Source organism: Rossellomorea sp. KS-H15a (genome assembly GCF_024195245.1).
Lineage (GTDB): Bacteria > Bacillota > Bacilli > Bacillales > Bacillaceae_B > Rossellomorea > Rossellomorea vietnamensis.
The window spans coordinates 2,808,595-2,825,353 of the sequence record NZ_CP096886.1 but is presented as its reverse complement, the minus strand read 5'-3'; the positions used below and the strand labels follow the sequence as shown (position 1 = coordinate 2,825,353).

Here is a 16,759-nt window from a genome sequence, read left to right as displayed (position 1 = left end):
CTCAGGAGGATCACCGTTTATTTATTCTTCAATCATTTTGAAGAACTGGCGGATTATTTTTTTTGATAAGATTCTCACCTGGAAAGGAAATCGATTCGCTTCCTTTGTGAAAGAATTGAACCAGATTACTTTTTCATCGAAAGCGATGAATGGTATCTGGGTGGTGGATTTTTTTATTTTGACACTTGAAGACAAATGGGAACCGCTGTCTGTTTGACTGAAGATCGTCACCTGTTTATCCTTTGCTGCCATTTGTAAAACACGCATCATATCATGTGGGATTTCTTCTAAATCCCTGACATTCACTATGATTTCAGATTTCGCAGCTTCCATATCTTTACTGAGCTTATGATGGTCACCACTTCTGAACCACTTCATTTTCTTTATAGAAGTTGGAATGAGTGATGCGCTCGTTTCGTTATGGACTTCCTGCTTAAGGTGAGAAATGAATTGATGTACAGCTTTAGAAGGATGAGTCTTTTCCTGAATGAATCCATCATTCCCCACTAAAATGAATTTCCCCTTGGCGCGGGTGACGGCTACGTTGATCAGCCTCTCGCTGCCCTTCCGGGTAATCAACGTACCCGGACTGCTATGGGATTCCCCGTCGACTAAATCGAATAGGATCATATCATTTTCCGACCCTTGAAATCCATGCACAGTGGCGGCGTATAAGTCGGCTGAAGGGGCAATACTCTTTACCAGTTCATCCAGTAATAGATTATACCATTTGGCTTGGGCCCGATACGGGGTCACAATCCCAACGGAAAGTAACCCATCATGGATGGACTGAAGCGCCAGCTGAATCGTGACTAAGCTGGACAACAGATTCCATCTTGATCCTTTTTGAGTATCTGCCCACTCCGTCCCTTCTCTCAGGGAAAATAGCACCGCTCCATGTGACGGGAAAGGTTTCTTATTTGTAATGTTCTCCCGAATCGTTTTGACCGAATGATGATCCCCCACCCTTGAATGATAAATATATCGATTGGTGAATGCCGAAATGCTAGGGTGCATCCTCCTTTGTTCCGGGAGTAGTAAGAGATGCGGGTGATCCAACCCTTTTGCTACGGATCCTGCCACTCCGGCTGCATGAAAGATGTCTTCCTTCAGCCATTTGGCTGCAAGGGGATGAAAGGAAGTGGAGATGGGAGGAAGTTGTTTGAAATCTCCACATATAATGATCTTCTTCCCCAGGGATGCAGCGAATGCAACTTGAGGTATATAGGCCATGCTTGCCTCATCCACAATCACTAAATCGAATTCCTCTTCATACAGAAGTCGGTCAATGGCCGCCTTTGAGAGGGTGGTTCCGATCACTTTTGCCTCCGAAATCAACTCTCCTTCCCTTCTCTTAAACGTTTCCTTGATTTTTTGATAGTGTACCTCTAGATGGGACAATCTCTCTGAATCATAGGAAGAATAGGTTTTCGACAGTTTGTTTTTTAACCTTCTCCTGTACTTTTCTACCTTCTCTTTTTCCTCGGAAAGAGTCGGATCCTGTTGTTCCAGTAATTGAAGGGCGCTTAAATCCGTCACATCGGCACTATAGGTTTTCCTGCTTGTACCGTACCGGATCACCTCTCCAGGGGTCCAACGGTCATGGCTGCTTAGAAAGTGATGCATTTCTTCTATTAATACATCCACTGCTGCATTACTATGGGAGAGAAGCAGCACTTTCTTCCCTTCTGAATAATGATAAGACGCCACTCTTGCCAGGGTATAAGTTTTGCCTGTTCCAGGTGGTCCCCACAGATACGTTACAGGATTATATTTACTTCTTACAAAAGCTTCATGCAATGGGGTCTTGTATTCGACTGCTGGATGCCTTTGAGCATGATCTGGAAACATCACCTTCCGGATTCGCTGGGTTTTCCCGTGTCGTTCCCTTGCTTCATCCAACCGTTCCATCAGCTTCTCAAGAATATCCCAGGGTTCGTGAAGGATCTGTCCGTATGATACTGTATCCCCGAGGAACTGATCGAGCTCTATGATGCATTCCCGTTCCTCTGAATTAATCACGACCCCCTGGGTTGAAGAATGTTTCCGTTTATATATGACGCTTCCACCTTCAGGCAGCGAGGTGGGATAGTGAAGGGTGAACCAGTAAATATAGGTACCTTCTTCTTTACGGATGCATCTTCCCTCCTCGATGAGGATCCCGTTCGTTTCCCGTTTTTTCAACTGCAGGATCTCCATATCCAAAGCAGATTTCCACTCTTCTATCATGTCTGTTATCTTCATTGTAATCACCTTTGTCATCCGATAAAAGTTCAAGACCTTTATCATAACAATTTATTGAGAGAGTGTATAGGAATTCAAAAAAGAACCATTTCAAAGAAATGATTCTTTCTGATGATTCCCCCATTACATTGGTTGTCCAGTATTTTCCTCTTCCTCTTCCACGAATCGGTCTGCATAATACAGGACATCTTCCACATATTGTTCGCTGTGGTTATATGCATATACAGCTTGTTCAAGCTTTCCGTCAGCGGCTCCGTTATGAGCGAGATAGTTGGCGGCACTGAATATGGCATCCTCCATCTGAAAAGGATCGGCTTTTCCATCCCCGTTTGCATCCACGCCATATCCGCCATATTTTTCTATGACGGCAGGGTCCGTTTTTTGATCTGGTGGGATATCCCCTTTTCCAAGTCCAGAACAACTAGGATGGGACCAGCCCACAAAGGTACAGGGCATAAACTGCATGTGGCCCTCTGCCCCCGCTGGAGAGACGAGGGACTTCATGGTCGAGAATTTCGTTTCAACCCTGTGGTGGGCAGCTAGTAGATACCAGGGTACTCCGTATTCCTCTTCAGCTGCCTTATAGATGGGGATATACTCAGAAGGTATCTCATCTTTTCCGATGGATGAGAGATTAAATGATGGGTCGTCATAATTGAGGGCATAATAAATAGCTAAAATGGTGATGGGGATGAGAAGGATTCTAAAGGGTGATGATTGCTTTTTTTTACTGGACTGCTTTTTTCTGGCCGGTTTTTTTGTCATTGAAGTCGATCCTTTACAAGGTTTTGGCTGCTCTTTGTATTCTAATATGAGAATGCATTTATGACAATCCATTATGTATAAAAAAAGATGCCCCTAAGCAGAAGGCTCTCTGCAGCTAAGGGGCATCTATCCATTATCTATTTATTGTTAACAAACAAACGCTGCTCCAACGATAATTAAAAGGATGAATAAAACTACGATTAACGCGAAACCACCAGCGTAGCCACCACCACCGCAGCCATATCCATATCCAGGGTATCCATATCCATACATCATCAGTCACCTCCAGTTATCTTACTACGATATTAATGTATGTAGTGGACAAAATGTAGGTTAATTAAAATCATCCACCACTTTTTATCAATGTTCTGTAAACGGCTTAAAGTATGCATGAATAAAGGCTTTTTAATCTATTATTGAATGAAAAAATGAGTAAAATGTCTAGTTGAACCTTATCAGGACATAAATAAAGCGCCTGGAAATATCCAGGCGCTTTTAAGTCGTTTACATATGTTCCTTAGGTTCTTTTGTTTTTCTTGGCTTCGGTTTAATGTATAAACCAAGTTCCTTTTTCTCCTGGTTCAGTGACTTGTACAGAGAAACCATCATAAGTGCCATGATCACAGAGAATGGCAGTGCTGCGACGATCAATGCATTCTGTAAAGCCTGTAACCCACCGCTGTAAAGCAAAATTAATGCAACGGTAGACTGTGCCAGTCCCCAAGTTAATTTTACATAGTTTGGAGGTGTTAATGAACCATAAGTCGTTTGCATCCCTAACACGAATGTAGCCGAGTCGGCAGATGTGATAAAGAAAGTTCCAATCAGTGTGATGGCAATGACTGAAAGGATCGTTGACCATTCAAATCCGTTAAAGACGGCAAACAGTACCTCTTCTGTTTTCAAATCAGAAAGAGCCGCGCCGGCTTGCTGAACTTCAATGGCGGATGTCCCAAAGGTTGCGAACCAGATGAAGCTGACTAGAGCCGGTAATAATAATACCCCAATCAGGAATTCACGAATCGTTCTACCTCTTGAGACACGTGCGATGAAGATACCCACGAACGGTGACCATGAAATCCACCAAGCCCAGTAGAAAATGGTCCAACCATTGATCCATGTGCGGTGCTCTTCATTTAATGGAGCGATCCTGAAGCTCATTGCTGCGATATTTTGAATATAGGCTCCGATTGTGTCAGTAAACATGTTGAGGATTAATAAAGTAGGTCCAATAAAGAATACCAATACGAGAAGTAATACGGCGAGAACCATATTTGTATTGGATAAGTACTTGATTCCTTTACTTAACCCTGACCATGCAGAAATCATGAACAGCACTGTCACAACCCCGATGATGATTGCCTGGACTGTGAAGTTATTCGGGATGTCCAATAGATAAGATAATCCACCGTTGATTTGTGCCGCCCCAAACCCAAGGGTTGTGGCTACCCCTACAACCGTAGCAAATACAGCCAGAACATCGATGATTGTCCCAAGTGGCCCATTCATCTTATCGCCAAAGATCGGCTTCAAAGTCGCCGAGATTAAACCAGGCTCATCTTTACGGAATTTAGAGTATGCAAGTGCTAAAGCAACGATCGCATAGATCCCCCATGCGTGAATCCCCCAGTGGAAGAACGTATAACGCATCGATTCCTTGATCGCAAGGTCGGTTCCCCCTTCTGCCGTTGGCGGGGTCATATAGTGAGACAGCGGTTCGGCTGCCCCCCAGAATACTAAACCAATTCCCATTCCTGCACTAAACAACATGGCGAACCATGTTCCTCTTGTGTACTCTGGTTTCTCATCCGGTTTTCCTAATCGAATCGTTCCCATTGGACTAAAGATTAAGAACACACAGAAGATGACGATCACTGTAACTAAAATAAGATAATACCAACCAAAAGTTGAAGTGATGAAAGTTTGCATTTTTGCTGTTACCGTTTCAAACGAATTTGGTGCGATGGCTCCATATGCAACGGAAGCAGCAACCAAAATGACGGTAATCCAAAAAACATTTGATATCCTCTTCATAAAATTCTCCTTTCCATATTCAGGTTTTTGTTTTGGCTCTTTCCTAACGAAGGGAACTACAGTGGGATTCGAGGTGTTCTGGAAACTGTATGTACACCTACTGTACTAGACCCCTCATCGAAGAGCCCCGGTTAATGCAAATGGGAAAATGTGCATTCTGAGGATGAGGGAATGATTACTTATTACCTATTCCCTTGTCACTCTCTTATAAAACCAACATTTGTTACCCTATCAGAAAGAAGTTTAACTTTGCAAGTGAAAACCATCATTATTTTTATTAGTATTTGTCAATTTCTCGTTTTCATTCCCTTTCTTTTAGATGGCTTTCCGTCTTATTATCACTATTTTTAAATGGCGTTTGATTGGAAATGAAAACGCTGTATAAACAATGGTCATTGTTATGACTTGGTGAGAGTTTATTGCTATATAGGGTGGTCTATAGCGAAAGGGAACACAATCAGTGCCGGATATTGAAAAGAATGAATTGGTAATTTTGACATGAATTTAGTGTGGTGAAACCTCTCTCTTGGTGGAACAAATAAAAAGAACAATGTGAGGAGGAAATCCGATGAAAAATAATAACAAACGAACACAGCATGAAGCAGCAAAAAAATTGGCACAACAGCAGATGGGTGAGGAAATCGAATTGAAATCCGTCGCTCCCTCCGCTAAAAAAGGACTTAAGTAAAGCATGTAGGAAAAGAAAATCAATAAAAAAGGACGCTGATCAGCGTCCTTTTGGCTATTCTTTAATGATTTTGACTTTCACATCTCTTACACCATATTGAAGGGCATCTTTTTCTTTTTCCATATAGATATCGATGCGGTTCCCTTTGATCGCTCCACCGGTATCTTCGGCACGGGCATAACCGTATCCTTCAATATATACTTTGGAACCGAGTGGAATGACGCTTGGATCAACAGCAATGACTCTGGCATCAGGATTCTCAATCAGATCCACACCTGTCTTCGTAATACCGATACACCCTTCACAATGAGCGGTATAAGCGGTTGCTGTGATATCTAATTCTTTCACGACATTATTTTTCTCTTGATCGGGAGTCTTTGCAGCTTTTACTGCTTCCCCGTTTTTAGAATCATCATTCACAGAATACCCTTCTTCTAACAATTGTTTGCGCGTGCCGACCTCGTCGACGGAAACATGATATCGGTTGGCGATTTCCCAAAGGATATCGCCTTCTTCTATATTATGATAATCATTGATAGCAGTATCATTACTCTCTGCAGAAGCAGAAGCAAGTCCGATTGAAAGAAAAACTGCGAAGGAAAAAATGGAAAATAAACCTTTTTTCATCTTGTCAAATTCCTCCTTTTATGTTTAGTCCTTGGACCAACAGTTGAAATAGTAACATAGCCTTACCTCATACACATAACAAACTGTTTATAAAGCAATAACAATTAGATGACAAGCGTGTAATATTTCTACTATTCCGAAGAAAACGGCAGCCATTTCCCTACTTATTTCATGTAAAGGGAATAAATGTTGGAATCAGAGGCGTTTCTTTGAGAAGAAATATAATAGAAGGAATGTTGAAAAAACACCATGCGGGAATAAATAAAAAAAAACCACCGGGACATGTCCCGGTGGTTTGTCATCTATTAGTTTGTTTCAAGAATTTTTACATTTACTGTTTTTCTTCCAAAATCAACAGCTTGATCCTTTGATGGGATGAAAACATCGATTCGGTTCCCTTTGATCGCTCCACCAGTATCTTCTGCAGTAGCATAGCCGTAGCCTTCAACATATACTTTAGATCCAAGTGGGATGACATTAGGGTCTACTGCAATCACTTTCGCATCCGGATTTTCTTTAAGGTTCACACCGGTTGCTGTTGTACCTGAACAACCTGCACAATCGGCCGTATAGGCAGTTGCTTCTACTGTTAGTTCTTTTACTGCCTTATCTTCTGTAGCAGGTTCAGCTTGTGCTGGTTTTGCTTCTGCTGTTTCCGCTGCAGGTGCTTCAGCTTCTGGAGCTACTTCTGCTTTTGGTTCTGGAGCAGGAGCTTCTGCCTTCTCAGAAGTATGTGCAGTAGCTGAAGGTGCTTTATCGTCTAAGTTGATGACTAATTCTTGTCCAGGGACAATCAGGTCACTTTCAAGTGCGTTCCATCCTTTTAAGCTGTCTACTGAAATGCCATATAGAGATGAAATTGCCCAAAGAGTGTCACCTTTTTTCACTGTATAGTATTCCTTTGAAGAAACCTGTAATTCCTGATCAGGATAAATGATGGATGAACCCAGGTTATTCCATGTCATGAGTTGATCAACAGTTGTTCCGTATTCTTTTGCAAGTCCCCATAAAGTGTCGCCTTTTTTTACTTCTATGTCTTGTGCTGAAGCGCTAGCTCCACCAGATACTGCAAGTGTTGTAAATGCAGCCACAGAAATAATCGATTTTTTTAGTTTCATAGAAAAATTCCTCCTTATGTAGCTAGCGGTTTATTTATTTTTGCTAACAGGGAAAATACTAACATAGTAAAATCTCAATTCAATAACAGGAACTTTAACATCGTGCGTCAAGAATATTTCACTACTGTAATAGAAAGCGATTTCCTGTATAAACTATCATGTAGAGGAATACTATGGAAAAATGGTTAGAATAATATAGATATTAAGGATATTTATGGATTTACTGTTGGTGGAGTATTCGTACTTAGTTAACTGGGAATTAGGAGAGACAAGGCCGCTTAGCGGCATAAAAATCTTTGAAGGAAACGCATTTATTAGCGGATCGTGACGATTTTTCCTTAACAAGCTTGACTGTTCCCTCTATACTATAAAAAGAAGAATGGTTTGCAATGGAGGAGTACTGGAATGGAAAACCAAGAAGAGATTGTAGTTCTTTATAAAGATGATCCCGACGAGCATAGTGGCCGTTGCGAGTGTGGAAATAATATTTTCAAATCAAGAGTACTGGATGGGAAGTTTTATCGTAAGTGCCAGGAATGCGGGAAAACCAAAATCGTATAGCAAGGAAAGAAAGGGGAAACCGGTTGAATCCGGTTTCCCCTTTCTTTCTATTTGTTTATTTTCTGAATGATGGTTGAAGCAAATTGAACCAACTCGTCTGTAGTATGATTGATCTTCTTGATTGCTTCTACGATATGATTTAATTCTGATTGGTTTCTTTTAAACATATCCATATAGTTTTCCATTTCCATCTGGACCGTCATGATCCCGCTTTGCACATTTCCGATTTCCTTGCGGGAGTTTTCGGTCAGGTCGGTCATGTTCCGAACACGATTTGAGACAACTCCGATTTGTTTATTGCTTTCATTCACCAATTGATGTATGGACGTGCTGAGTTCTTTGGAATCTTCGGCAAGCTTTCGCACCTCCGATGCAACGACTGCAAATCCCCTGCCCTCATTTCCTGCACGTGCTGCTTCAATGGATGCATTCAATGCTAGTAGATTCGTCTGCTCAGCAATTTGCTGGATTGAGTTGGAGAGAGGCGTGATTTGTTCTGCAATGTTTTTTACCCCCTGAATTTCTTTGAGGAGCGTGTTGATTTGCTCTGTGATGACGCCAAAGCTTTCTATCATGTGATCCGTTTGATCTTTATTCATTTTTGAAAGTTGAAGAAGATTTTTACTGCTTTTTTCGGTATTTTCCGATTCTGCACGTATGCTTTCAGCTTTTTTGGCAGTTTCATTCAGGCTTTGTTCCGTTTGGCTGAGTGATGAACCCAGTTCTGTATTCATATTGAGCATTTCCAGTTGCAATGCCTGGTTTTCCTGATGCAGCTTTTCAAGCTCGTCCATCCTGCTCTGAATATAGTATTCTGAAACAATGCTTGCATCCAAATGGATACCATGGTCGATTGCTACAAGGACAGATGCAAGTTTAGAGGGTTCGTTTTGGTACAGTTCTACAATTTTTGGGATGAGTAAATGTTGAATGGTAGTGTAAGTCGAAATAAACCAATCGATTGTAACCCCATTCCGATTATGGGTTTTTCCCATACGTTCCCTCATTGAGAAATACTCTTCATTCAACTCACCTGAAAATAAAGAACGGAAATAATCGTTGAATACGGATTTTAATCGCTCCCGGCTTGAATGATTCTCGGCAATCTCCACTAAGCTTGGATGCTTGTATAAATGATCAAGTACAGTATCGAGCAGGGTATCGGAAATTTGATCGTAGACAGGGAGGATTTCTTTTAATTCCTGTAAATGGTGCTCCTGAAACTGCATGTAATGAAGCCGTTCATTCAGCTTCTGATTGGTTAAGACAATGACATTTGATTCAGGTATCACTACGGGTTCGGTCTTAGGTTTTCTTGAAAATAATACAGCCATTTTGGGGGTGCCTCCGATTTTTCAGTTAGTATGTATAAATTTTGTACAATATCGATATCTTTACTTTACCCCAACTTTTTTCCTATGACAATCATTTTGTTTGTAAAATTTCAAAAATTTCAATGTCCTGATACAATGGATTATATTAGTCCTCCCCACCCTTCATGATACCCTGGGGACATTTATAGGGCAGGATTCCCCACTTGCCTCACGATCCCGTGCAGGGTTGTACAAAACATATACAAAGAGAGGGACGTACCTTGACTCCCAGGAGCTGCTCCTGGGAATCGAGGTACGTCCCTCACGCCTTATTCTGTGATGATGATGGGTTCGTTTTGGGTGATGATGATGGTGTGTTCAATTTGGGCGACCAGGCTGTTGTCTGGTGTGATGTAAGTCCAACCGTCCCCTTTCTCCACTACGTTTTGCGCTTTGGTGGAGATGAATGGTTCAAAGGCTATGACCATGCCCTCCTTCAAGAGAGCGTTATCCCATGGATCGAAGTAATTAAGGATATGATCAGGCTTCTCGTGCAGGGAACGCCCCACACCATGACCGGTCAGGTTCATGATGACCGTATAGCCATTTTTTCTGGCTTCATTATTCACGGCTTTTCCAATCCCATTTTGTTTAGAACCGGCTTTTGCCTTTTGAAGACCTGCCTGGAAAGACTTTAATGCAGCGTCGCATAAATCTTGAAGCTTGGGATCACCCATTCCGACAACAAATGAAATGCCTGTATCCGCATAATATCCATTTTTTGATCCTGAAACGTCTATATTGACAAGATCCCCTTCGTTTATCACTCTTTCTCCGGGAATCCCATGGGCAACTTCTTCATTCACACTGATACATGTATACCCCGGGAAGTCATATTCTCCTTTAGGACCTGAAATCGCACCATTTTCTTCAAACATTTTCCCTGCGATATCATCAAGTTCCTTCGTGGTTACGCCGGGCTTTGTTTGAGAGCGCAATTCATCGCGGATCATTGCGACAATACGGCCAATTTCTTTTAATGCCTGTAAATCTTCATCAGTTTTTACTATCATAATATCTTCCTTCTCTTTTTGAATTTCCTCCCCTTACTATACAGAAACCTCATCCATTTTTAAAGGGAAAGCCCCTGTGTTGATGAATATGTATCACTCCCTGGCAAGCCCTGATTCCTGCTTTGAGGTGCATTCTATCAGTAGCTTCCTCCGTGGAGAATGATTAAATCAATAGAAAGAGTAAGGGAATGACAAAGGACATGATGGTAGCGGTCAACGCCATGGCGGCACCACTGACGGCTCCTTCTTTTTCCCCTTCTTTGATGGCTTGTGCCGTACCAACCCCGTGGGAAATGACTCCGAATGGGAGTCCCCTTGCTATGGGGTGCTTGATTCCCATCGCCTTCAAGAAGGACGGGATGGTCATGGCCCCTATCATCCCTGTAACGATGACGACCGTGGGGATGACCTCGATCTTAGCCCCGATTACGCTTCCGATCTCAACTGCGACAGGCGTCGTAATGGTCTTGATCAGCAATGAACGGTTCCACTCATCCGGAATCCCCAACCACATGCTGAAGGTATAGGATACTAGCATGGACAAGCCGCTTCCAAACAGGATGCCCACCAGGATCGGCTGGAAGTTTTTCATAAGCAATTGCCGGTGTTGATAAAGGGGATATGCAAGAGATACTGTCGCAGGGCCAAGCAAATACGTGATGAATGAAGTGTCGTGGGCAAATTTTTTATAGGATATATCTAAAGTAAGTAATGTGGCAATAATCGCAATCGTACTTAAAAATATTGGAATCGTTAAAGGATTCGGCCAGCGTTTATGAATCTTTACACCCAAAGAAAAATAAAGGAGAGTAATACCTATTGTAAGTAGAGAATTAAAAAGACCGGTCATATTTTCTTTTCTCCTTCCATTTAATGAACCCTTCTGCTGAAACGGAAGTGGCCAAAAAGCCAATCACCCCGCTGACAATGAGGATGATAAGGAGTTTCCAGCCATAGTCGATAAAATAGGGTCCAAGAACAATCGCACTGACAGATAAAGGCAGGAAAAAGAAGGAGAAGTGCCTTAGAAAGAATCCTGAACCGTCCAATAGAAGCCGTTCATTCAGTACACCCGTTACTAACAGAAGGAATAATAATAGCATCCCGATAATGCTGCCGGGTATCGGTAAATGGAAGAAGGCGGTACACCATTTTCCTGCTTCATAAAATAAACAAAGAATCGCCATTTGGATAAGGACCCGGATTGCCTGCATATGCTTCACCCTTCAACTATATTCTTCTCCTGATTTTATCACATTGATGGGGAGTATGAGTGTAATAAAAAAGAGCATGGACCTGGTCCATGCTCTGTAATCGTAATGTATTATAATACTTTAATGAACGCTTCTGCTGCTGCTTGACTCGATTGTGGATTTTGTCCTGTCACAAACTTACCGTCAGTGATGACATGATTGCTCCATGCATCCGATTTTTCGAATTGAGCTCCCTGTTCCCTCAATTTTGTTTCTAATAAGAACGGCATCAGTGAATCAAGACCGGTTTGCTGTTCTTCTTCATTTGTGAAGGCAGTCAAGCTTTTTCCTTCAACCAGCCATTTACCATTGGATAATTTCGTCCCGACAAACCCAGCCGGACCGTGGCAGACGGAACCGATCGCTTTATCATTCTCAGCAAAGTGGACTAATGCCTGTTGAAGTTCAGGGCTTTCAGGCAGGTCAAACATCGTCCCGTGGCCACCTGGTAAGAAGATACCGACATATTCATTTACATTTAATTGGGAAAGGACCAGCGTTTGATCCAGTTCTTTCGTGACCCCTTTCCACTTCTCCACCTGTTCATCATCAAGGCTGTTCGGATCCAACGGGATGCGGCCACCTTTTAAACTTGCCACATCCACTCCAAAACCTTGGTTCTTAAATTCTTCATATGGTTCTGCGAACTCGGATAACCACAGACCAGTTTCGTGTTCGTCATCAATCTTACTTTCATTTGTTAAGACCATTAATATCTTTTTCAATGTATACCCTCCATTTAATTCTCTGTTTTCTTATCACTCTATTGTTTTATCCATTTCACATAAAATTAAACTTCTTTTGAAGCATTGGTGACTTTATAGGGGTTCTGATATAAGAAAACGACCCTTGCAAGAAGGAGTCGTTTTACACTAGTTGATATCAAATTGGAATTGGATTTTTTTCTGATTGGCATCCCAGCTCAGGTAAGCGGAGAATTCCTTTTCTCCTTTTTTAAATCCGTCTATTCGATCGGATTTGCCTTCGGTTAATACTTGTTTTGCGATTTTCTGGGTAATTCTTTTTGATAAGATGGTTTTGGAGATGGTAAAGCTGCACTTCGTTCGTTGATAATTGGAGCATCCATAGAATTTTCCTTTATCAATCACTTTCCCGCCACATTTCAAGCAGCTGCCGATACTTGTTTTGGAAGCTGGTTTTCCGCCTCGTCCCTTCGTTCTCTGGATAGAATCTGTATCCAAATCCTCAAACTTCCATGCGGTGGATTCCTGGAGGGCGTTTTGAACGAGTCGTTCACTTAATTTCTTCACTTGCTCCATGAATTCAGGTGCAGATGCCCGTCCTTTTCCTATTTCCTGGAGGCGCTGCTCCCACTTAGCCGTCATTTCTGCAGAAGCTAACACATTATCCCCTATGGCTCGTATCAATACCTTCGCTTTATCAGTGGGAAAGACTATATTTTTTTGGATATCAATGTACTTGCGATCTTTGAGCATGGTGATGATGCCTGCCCGTGTCGCTTCCGTCCCAAGGCCCTCTGTTTGTTTCAACACTTTTTCAAGCTCATCATTGTCCATATATTTCCCGGCCGTCTTCATTAAGGTGATGAGTTGTCCTTCTGTGTAGCGTTTCGGGGGCTGTGTTTTCCCTTCTTTGGTCACGACCTTCTTTACGACGCCTTTATCCTGTTCTTCAACAGGTGGCAGGAGGGGTTCCTCATCTTTTTCGTTTTGCATGAGAACCTTACGCCAGCCTTCCTGTAAAATCTGCTTTCCTTTCGAAACAAACTCAGCCCTTTCATCTACCACCGTTGAGATGGTCGTGTAATGGATGATCGCTTTGTCGTGGTGAGCCGCGATAAAGCGTTTAACAACGACATCATAGATCTTCCGTTCATCTTCTGATAGGGAATCGGGATCAGTTACTTGCTCAGTAGGGATAATCGCGTAGTGATCCGATACCTTTGCTTCATTCACAAAACGTTTATTGTTTATGATGCTTGCATGGGGAGTCGGGATCCAATGATTGTAAGGGCTGAACTCTTTCAGTTTGTTCAATATTTCAGGAAAGCTTTCAGCTTCACCTTTCGTGACATATTGGGAATCAGATCTTGGGTAAGAGACGATCCCTTTTTGATACAGTTTCTGCAGCACATCTAATGTTTTCTTAGGGGAGAACTTATACATTTTATTTATGGTTGCCTGCAGGGCTGAAAGGTTGAATAGTAAGGGTGGTGCGAACTCTTTCCTCTCGGTGTTCAATTTACTGACCGTTGCAGGTTTGTTTTGACAAAAAGAAGCGATTCTTTCAGCAAGCTCCCGTGATTGAATCCGGCTTTCTCCATCTTTCTGCCATACCCCTTCATAAGTGTGATCGCCGATGTGAAAGGTTGCTTTCACTTCCCAAAAGGGTTCGCTCTTAAATCGGTCAATCTCTTCTTCCCTTCTCACGATGAGGGCCAGAGTGGGAGTTTGAACCCTGCCTGCAGAAAATACATCGGACATACCCTGCTCTTTTAGCAGGATACTGTACACCCTTGAAGCATTCATACCCACAAGCCAATCGGCACATGCCCTGGAATAGGCTTCATAATATAAGCTTCTCATTTCTGCTTCTTCCCGCAGACTCTCGAATCCTTGAATGATGGCTTTCTCAGTCAGGGATGAAATCCATAGTCGCTTCATGGGCTTCTGAACCTTGGACATGGAAATGATATTCCGGATGATTAATTCCCCTTCACGCCCCGCATCACCTGCATGAATGATCTCTGTGACTTCGTTTTTTTTAAGAAGCTCTTTGATGACGGAGAATTGTTTCGCTTTCGCCCTCTGCAACTCATATTGAAACCTGATAGGAATGATCGGAAGGTCGTTCAGTGTCCATTTCTTCCATTTGCTTTCATACTTCTCAGGGGCTTGAAGCTGAAAAAGATGTCCTACTGCCCACGTAATATAAGCACCTTTCGGGAACACATCGTTTGGATGGATCTCGATATATCCTTGTCGTTTCCTATGAGAAAAAGGCTTGGCAAGGGTCGCTCCCTGGTCGGGTTTTTCAGCTATTACGACTTTCATAACATTCTCCTTTTCACTTTATTGATTTTATCATTATACCATTTTTTAAGAACGGCTGTTCTATAAAAATGAAAATCAGACGTGTATGTCATGAATCATAAGCCCGTTGTTCCATATGAGGGTTCTACCTGTTCATTCAGTATGTAAAAAGGTGTTACAGACTTTGTATCTGTAACACCCGTCCATTATTGCCCTAGATTTTCCAAGTTTCCTTTGATGTCTTGTAATTGGTTGAATGTATTCACGATTTCAAGATTCTTGAGCTCGGATATTTGAACTTCCCCTTTATCAATTTCCACTAGAGCCCGATCGATTCCTTCCAACGCTTGTTGGTTATATCCCTCCACTTTTTGGTGAATATCGTCAGCTAGCTTAGGAGGATTTAAATCATTGATTTCCTTGATTTCATTTTTCATATCAATAAGTCTCGTCTCAAGTTCCGGAATAGAAGATGAATCAGCAGCAGCATTTTCCATTAAAGCGGGAAGATCATTGGCAAATTGTTCTGCCTCGTTCAGGTAGTCGGTCATTTCGTCTACATAGGTTAAACTGTTATTGGCCTCTTCCAATATGCCGCAGCCAGTCAGTGTAATGAAACTGAATGATATGAGAATCAGTAATTTTTTCATGTACTCGGTCCTCCCTGTTATGTTCCTTCCCCTGTATATACGCACGTTCTCATTAAAAGTTTCACTTTTTTTGTTGTAAGGTCGATCTAAATGAAGATTCGGGGTCACGCAAAAAAAGAAGGCCAACGCTTATACGTTAGCCTTCTGTGTTTATTCAATGATTTGAAGTTCTTTTGGGTAGTTGGTTAAAGTAGTATGCCCGTCCTTTGTGATGAGGACGTCATCTTCAATCCTGACACCACCGATTTCCGGCACGTAAATACCTGGCTCTATTGTGTATGTCATGCCTTCTTTTAATATGCCATCATTTAAATGACTCATGGAAGGGAATTCATGGACGTTGATACCTAATCCATGCCCGATTCGATGGGGGAAGTAGTCACCGTACCCTGCATCTGTAATGATGTCACGTGCAACTTGATCCAGATCGCCTATGCGATTACCCGGCTTGCTTGCTTCTAAGGAAGCGAGCTCCGCTTTTAAAACAGTGTTGTAGATTTCCTTCTGTTTATCAGACACTGACTTATAAGCGACTGTACGGGTGATATCAGACGTATATCCTTCCAGGACAACCCCTAGATCAAACAGGACTAAGTCTCCTGCTTTCAGTTTACGGTCTCCCGGATTACCATGTGGATCTCCAGCCTTCTCACCGAAGAGAACCATAGTAGAGAATGACATTTCACGGATTCCCTTTTTCTTTAATTCATACTCAATCTTCGCAAGGACTTCCATTTCAGTAATGCCTTCTTGAAGTGCACTCACACCTACTTCTACCCCATAGTCAGCCATTTCCGCTGCTCGGCGCATGATCGCGATCTCACCCTCATCCTTGACTAAGCGCATTTCATTTAATTTGTCTTCAACGTTCACCACATGTGGTGAATCGAATATGTTTAAAAACGCCTGACTGCGTCCATAAGTGACGACCTCATTCTCAAATGCCACTTTTTTGCCGGTGATTTTTCTTGCCTGAATGGCATCCGCAATAAAGTCCCAGGGATTTTCGTGGTCTGAGTAGCCAATTACTTCGTTATCCCAACCGGCATCCTTCACCTGTCTCGCTTCCATTCCTGGAACCACTACAAAAGGTTCGGCTTCCGGAAATACGAACAATCCCATTAATCTTTCATGTGGATCTGTGTGGAAATTTGTTAAGTAAAATACGTTTTCAGTTGAATTGATAAATGCTGCATCAATGTTCTCTTCTTTCAACCAATTTTTCACCATTTCTATGCGGTGTTTCAATGTGTATTCCTCCTTGAGTGTCATGATGTTATGTAATCGTTTAATGTGAGCATTTCTATGCTAACATATTTCGAAGAAAGTTTGAAATGATTCTAGTGTGGAAAAGGTCTTGCCGGGTGTGTGTTTTTGATGGGGCAGGCTTTTCCTACCTCTTGCCTATAAAGGATGGAG

General features: G+C 42.2%; 14 protein-coding genes and 1 pseudogene. 1 reads left to right on the top strand and 14 read right to left on the bottom strand.

The features are described from left to right. Positions 1-21: 21 nt before the first annotated feature. From M1J35_RS14345 to M1J35_RS14320, 6 genes and pseudogenes are all read right to left on the bottom strand, one after another. Entirely contained in the window at positions 22-2,244 is a 2,223-nt protein-coding gene (locus tag M1J35_RS14345) for a DEAD/DEAH box helicase (RefSeq protein WP_254651550.1), read from the bottom strand. A 123-nt stretch (positions 2,245-2,367) separates the two neighbouring features. Then, entirely contained in the window at positions 2,368-3,009 is a 642-nt protein-coding gene (locus tag M1J35_RS14340; protein ID WP_254651549.1) for a lytic transglycosylase domain-containing protein, read from the bottom strand. A 147-nt stretch (positions 3,010-3,156) separates the two neighbouring features. Then, a pseudogene (locus tag M1J35_RS14335) lies at positions 3,157-3,237 on the bottom strand (YjcZ family sporulation protein); the annotation flags it as partial. Between the two features lie 276 nt (positions 3,238-3,513). After that, positions 3,514-5,043, bottom strand: a complete 1,530-nt coding sequence (locus M1J35_RS14330; RefSeq protein WP_034759323.1) for a glycine betaine uptake BCCT transporter — start codon at positions 5,041-5,043, stop codon at positions 3,514-3,516. A 742-nt stretch (positions 5,044-5,785) separates the two neighbouring features. Next, positions 5,786-6,358 (bottom strand): 3D domain-containing protein, encoded by a 573-nt coding sequence (locus tag M1J35_RS22760; protein WP_279724037.1) that lies wholly within the window; start codon positions 6,356-6,358, stop codon positions 5,786-5,788. A 305-nt stretch (positions 6,359-6,663) separates the two neighbouring features. Continuing rightward, positions 6,664-7,476, bottom strand: coding sequence for a 3D domain-containing protein (locus M1J35_RS14320; protein ID WP_254651548.1), 813 nt, complete (start codon positions 7,474-7,476; stop codon positions 6,664-6,666). A 405-nt stretch (positions 7,477-7,881) separates the two neighbouring features. Between M1J35_RS14320 and M1J35_RS14315 the strand changes: the two genes are divergently transcribed. Further along, a complete protein-coding gene (locus tag M1J35_RS14315) occupies positions 7,882-8,037 on the top strand; it encodes a DUF8096 family protein (RefSeq protein WP_098440347.1) in 156 nt (51 codons plus the stop codon). A 47-nt stretch (positions 8,038-8,084) separates the two neighbouring features. Here M1J35_RS14315 and M1J35_RS14310 read toward each other — a convergent pair whose 3' ends face one another. From M1J35_RS14310 to M1J35_RS14275, 8 genes are all read right to left on the bottom strand, one after another. Next, on the bottom strand, positions 8,085-9,371 hold the full coding sequence (locus tag M1J35_RS14310; RefSeq protein WP_254651547.1) for a globin-coupled sensor protein: 1,287 nt from the start codon (positions 9,369-9,371) through the stop codon (positions 8,085-8,087). 308 nt (positions 9,372-9,679) lie between these two features. After that, complete coding sequence (map, locus tag M1J35_RS14305; RefSeq protein WP_224519965.1) at positions 9,680-10,423, bottom strand: type I methionyl aminopeptidase; 744 nt, start codon at positions 10,421-10,423, stop codon at positions 9,680-9,682. Positions 10,424-10,586: 163 nt separating this feature from the next. Beyond that, complete coding sequence (locus tag M1J35_RS14300) at positions 10,587-11,216, bottom strand: LrgB family protein (protein ID WP_254651546.1); 630 nt, start codon at positions 11,214-11,216, stop codon at positions 10,587-10,589. Positions 11,217-11,256: 40 nt separating this feature from the next. Further along, positions 11,257-11,637 carry a CidA/LrgA family protein gene (locus tag M1J35_RS14295; protein ID WP_254651545.1) on the bottom strand — a complete coding sequence of 127 codons (381 nt, stop codon included), beginning with the start codon at positions 11,635-11,637 and terminating at the stop codon, positions 11,257-11,259. Positions 11,638-11,747: 110 nt separating this feature from the next. Continuing rightward, entirely contained in the window at positions 11,748-12,401 is a 654-nt protein-coding gene (locus M1J35_RS14290) for a type 1 glutamine amidotransferase domain-containing protein (protein WP_371928676.1), read from the bottom strand. Between the two features lie 147 nt (positions 12,402-12,548). After that, entirely contained in the window at positions 12,549-14,711 is a 2,163-nt protein-coding gene (locus tag M1J35_RS14285) for a DNA topoisomerase III (protein ID WP_254651544.1), read from the bottom strand. A 185-nt stretch (positions 14,712-14,896) separates the two neighbouring features. Beyond that, positions 14,897-15,340 carry a DUF6376 family protein gene (locus M1J35_RS14280; protein ID WP_254651543.1) on the bottom strand — a complete coding sequence of 148 codons (444 nt, stop codon included), beginning with the start codon at positions 15,338-15,340 and terminating at the stop codon, positions 14,897-14,899. A 150-nt stretch (positions 15,341-15,490) separates the two neighbouring features. Continuing rightward, positions 15,491-16,588 (bottom strand): M24 family metallopeptidase, encoded by a 1,098-nt coding sequence (locus tag M1J35_RS14275; RefSeq protein WP_305882317.1) that lies wholly within the window; start codon positions 16,586-16,588, stop codon positions 15,491-15,493. Positions 16,589-16,759 lie beyond the last annotated feature (171 nt).

What these genes read in the sequence shown, in the direction of transcription:
- M1J35_RS14345 (WP_254651550.1), bottom strand. Translation starts at nt 2,244, where the DNA reads ATGAAGATAACAGACATGATAGAAGAGTGGAAATCTGCTTTGGATATG.
- M1J35_RS14340 (WP_254651549.1), bottom strand. Translation starts at nt 3,009, where the DNA reads ATGACAAAAAAACCGGCCAGAAAAAAGCAGTCCAGTAAAAAAAAGCAA.
- M1J35_RS14330 (WP_034759323.1), bottom strand. Translation starts at nt 5,043, where the DNA reads ATGAAGAGGATATCAAATGTTTTTTGGATTACCGTCATTTTGGTTGCT.
- M1J35_RS22760 (WP_279724037.1), bottom strand. Translation starts at nt 6,358, where the DNA reads ATGAAAAAAGGTTTATTTTCCATTTTTTCCTTCGCAGTTTTTCTTTCA.
- M1J35_RS14320 (WP_254651548.1), bottom strand. Translation starts at nt 7,476, where the DNA reads ATGAAACTAAAAAAATCGATTATTTCTGTGGCTGCATTTACAACACTT.
- M1J35_RS14315 (WP_098440347.1), top strand. Translation starts at nt 7,882, where the DNA reads ATGGAAAACCAAGAAGAGATTGTAGTTCTTTATAAAGATGATCCCGAC.
- M1J35_RS14310 (WP_254651547.1), bottom strand. Translation starts at nt 9,371, where the DNA reads ATGGCTGTATTATTTTCAAGAAAACCTAAGACCGAACCCGTAGTGATA.
- map (WP_224519965.1), bottom strand. Translation starts at nt 10,423, where the DNA reads ATGATAGTAAAAACTGATGAAGATTTACAGGCATTAAAAGAAATTGGC.
- M1J35_RS14295 (WP_254651545.1), bottom strand. Translation starts at nt 11,637, where the DNA reads ATGCAGGCAATCCGGGTCCTTATCCAAATGGCGATTCTTTGTTTATTT.
- M1J35_RS14285 (WP_254651544.1), bottom strand. Translation starts at nt 14,711, where the DNA reads ATGAAAGTCGTAATAGCTGAAAAACCCGACCAGGGAGCGACCCTTGCC.
- M1J35_RS14280 (WP_254651543.1), bottom strand. Translation starts at nt 15,340, where the DNA reads ATGAAAAAATTACTGATTCTCATATCATTCAGTTTCATTACACTGACT.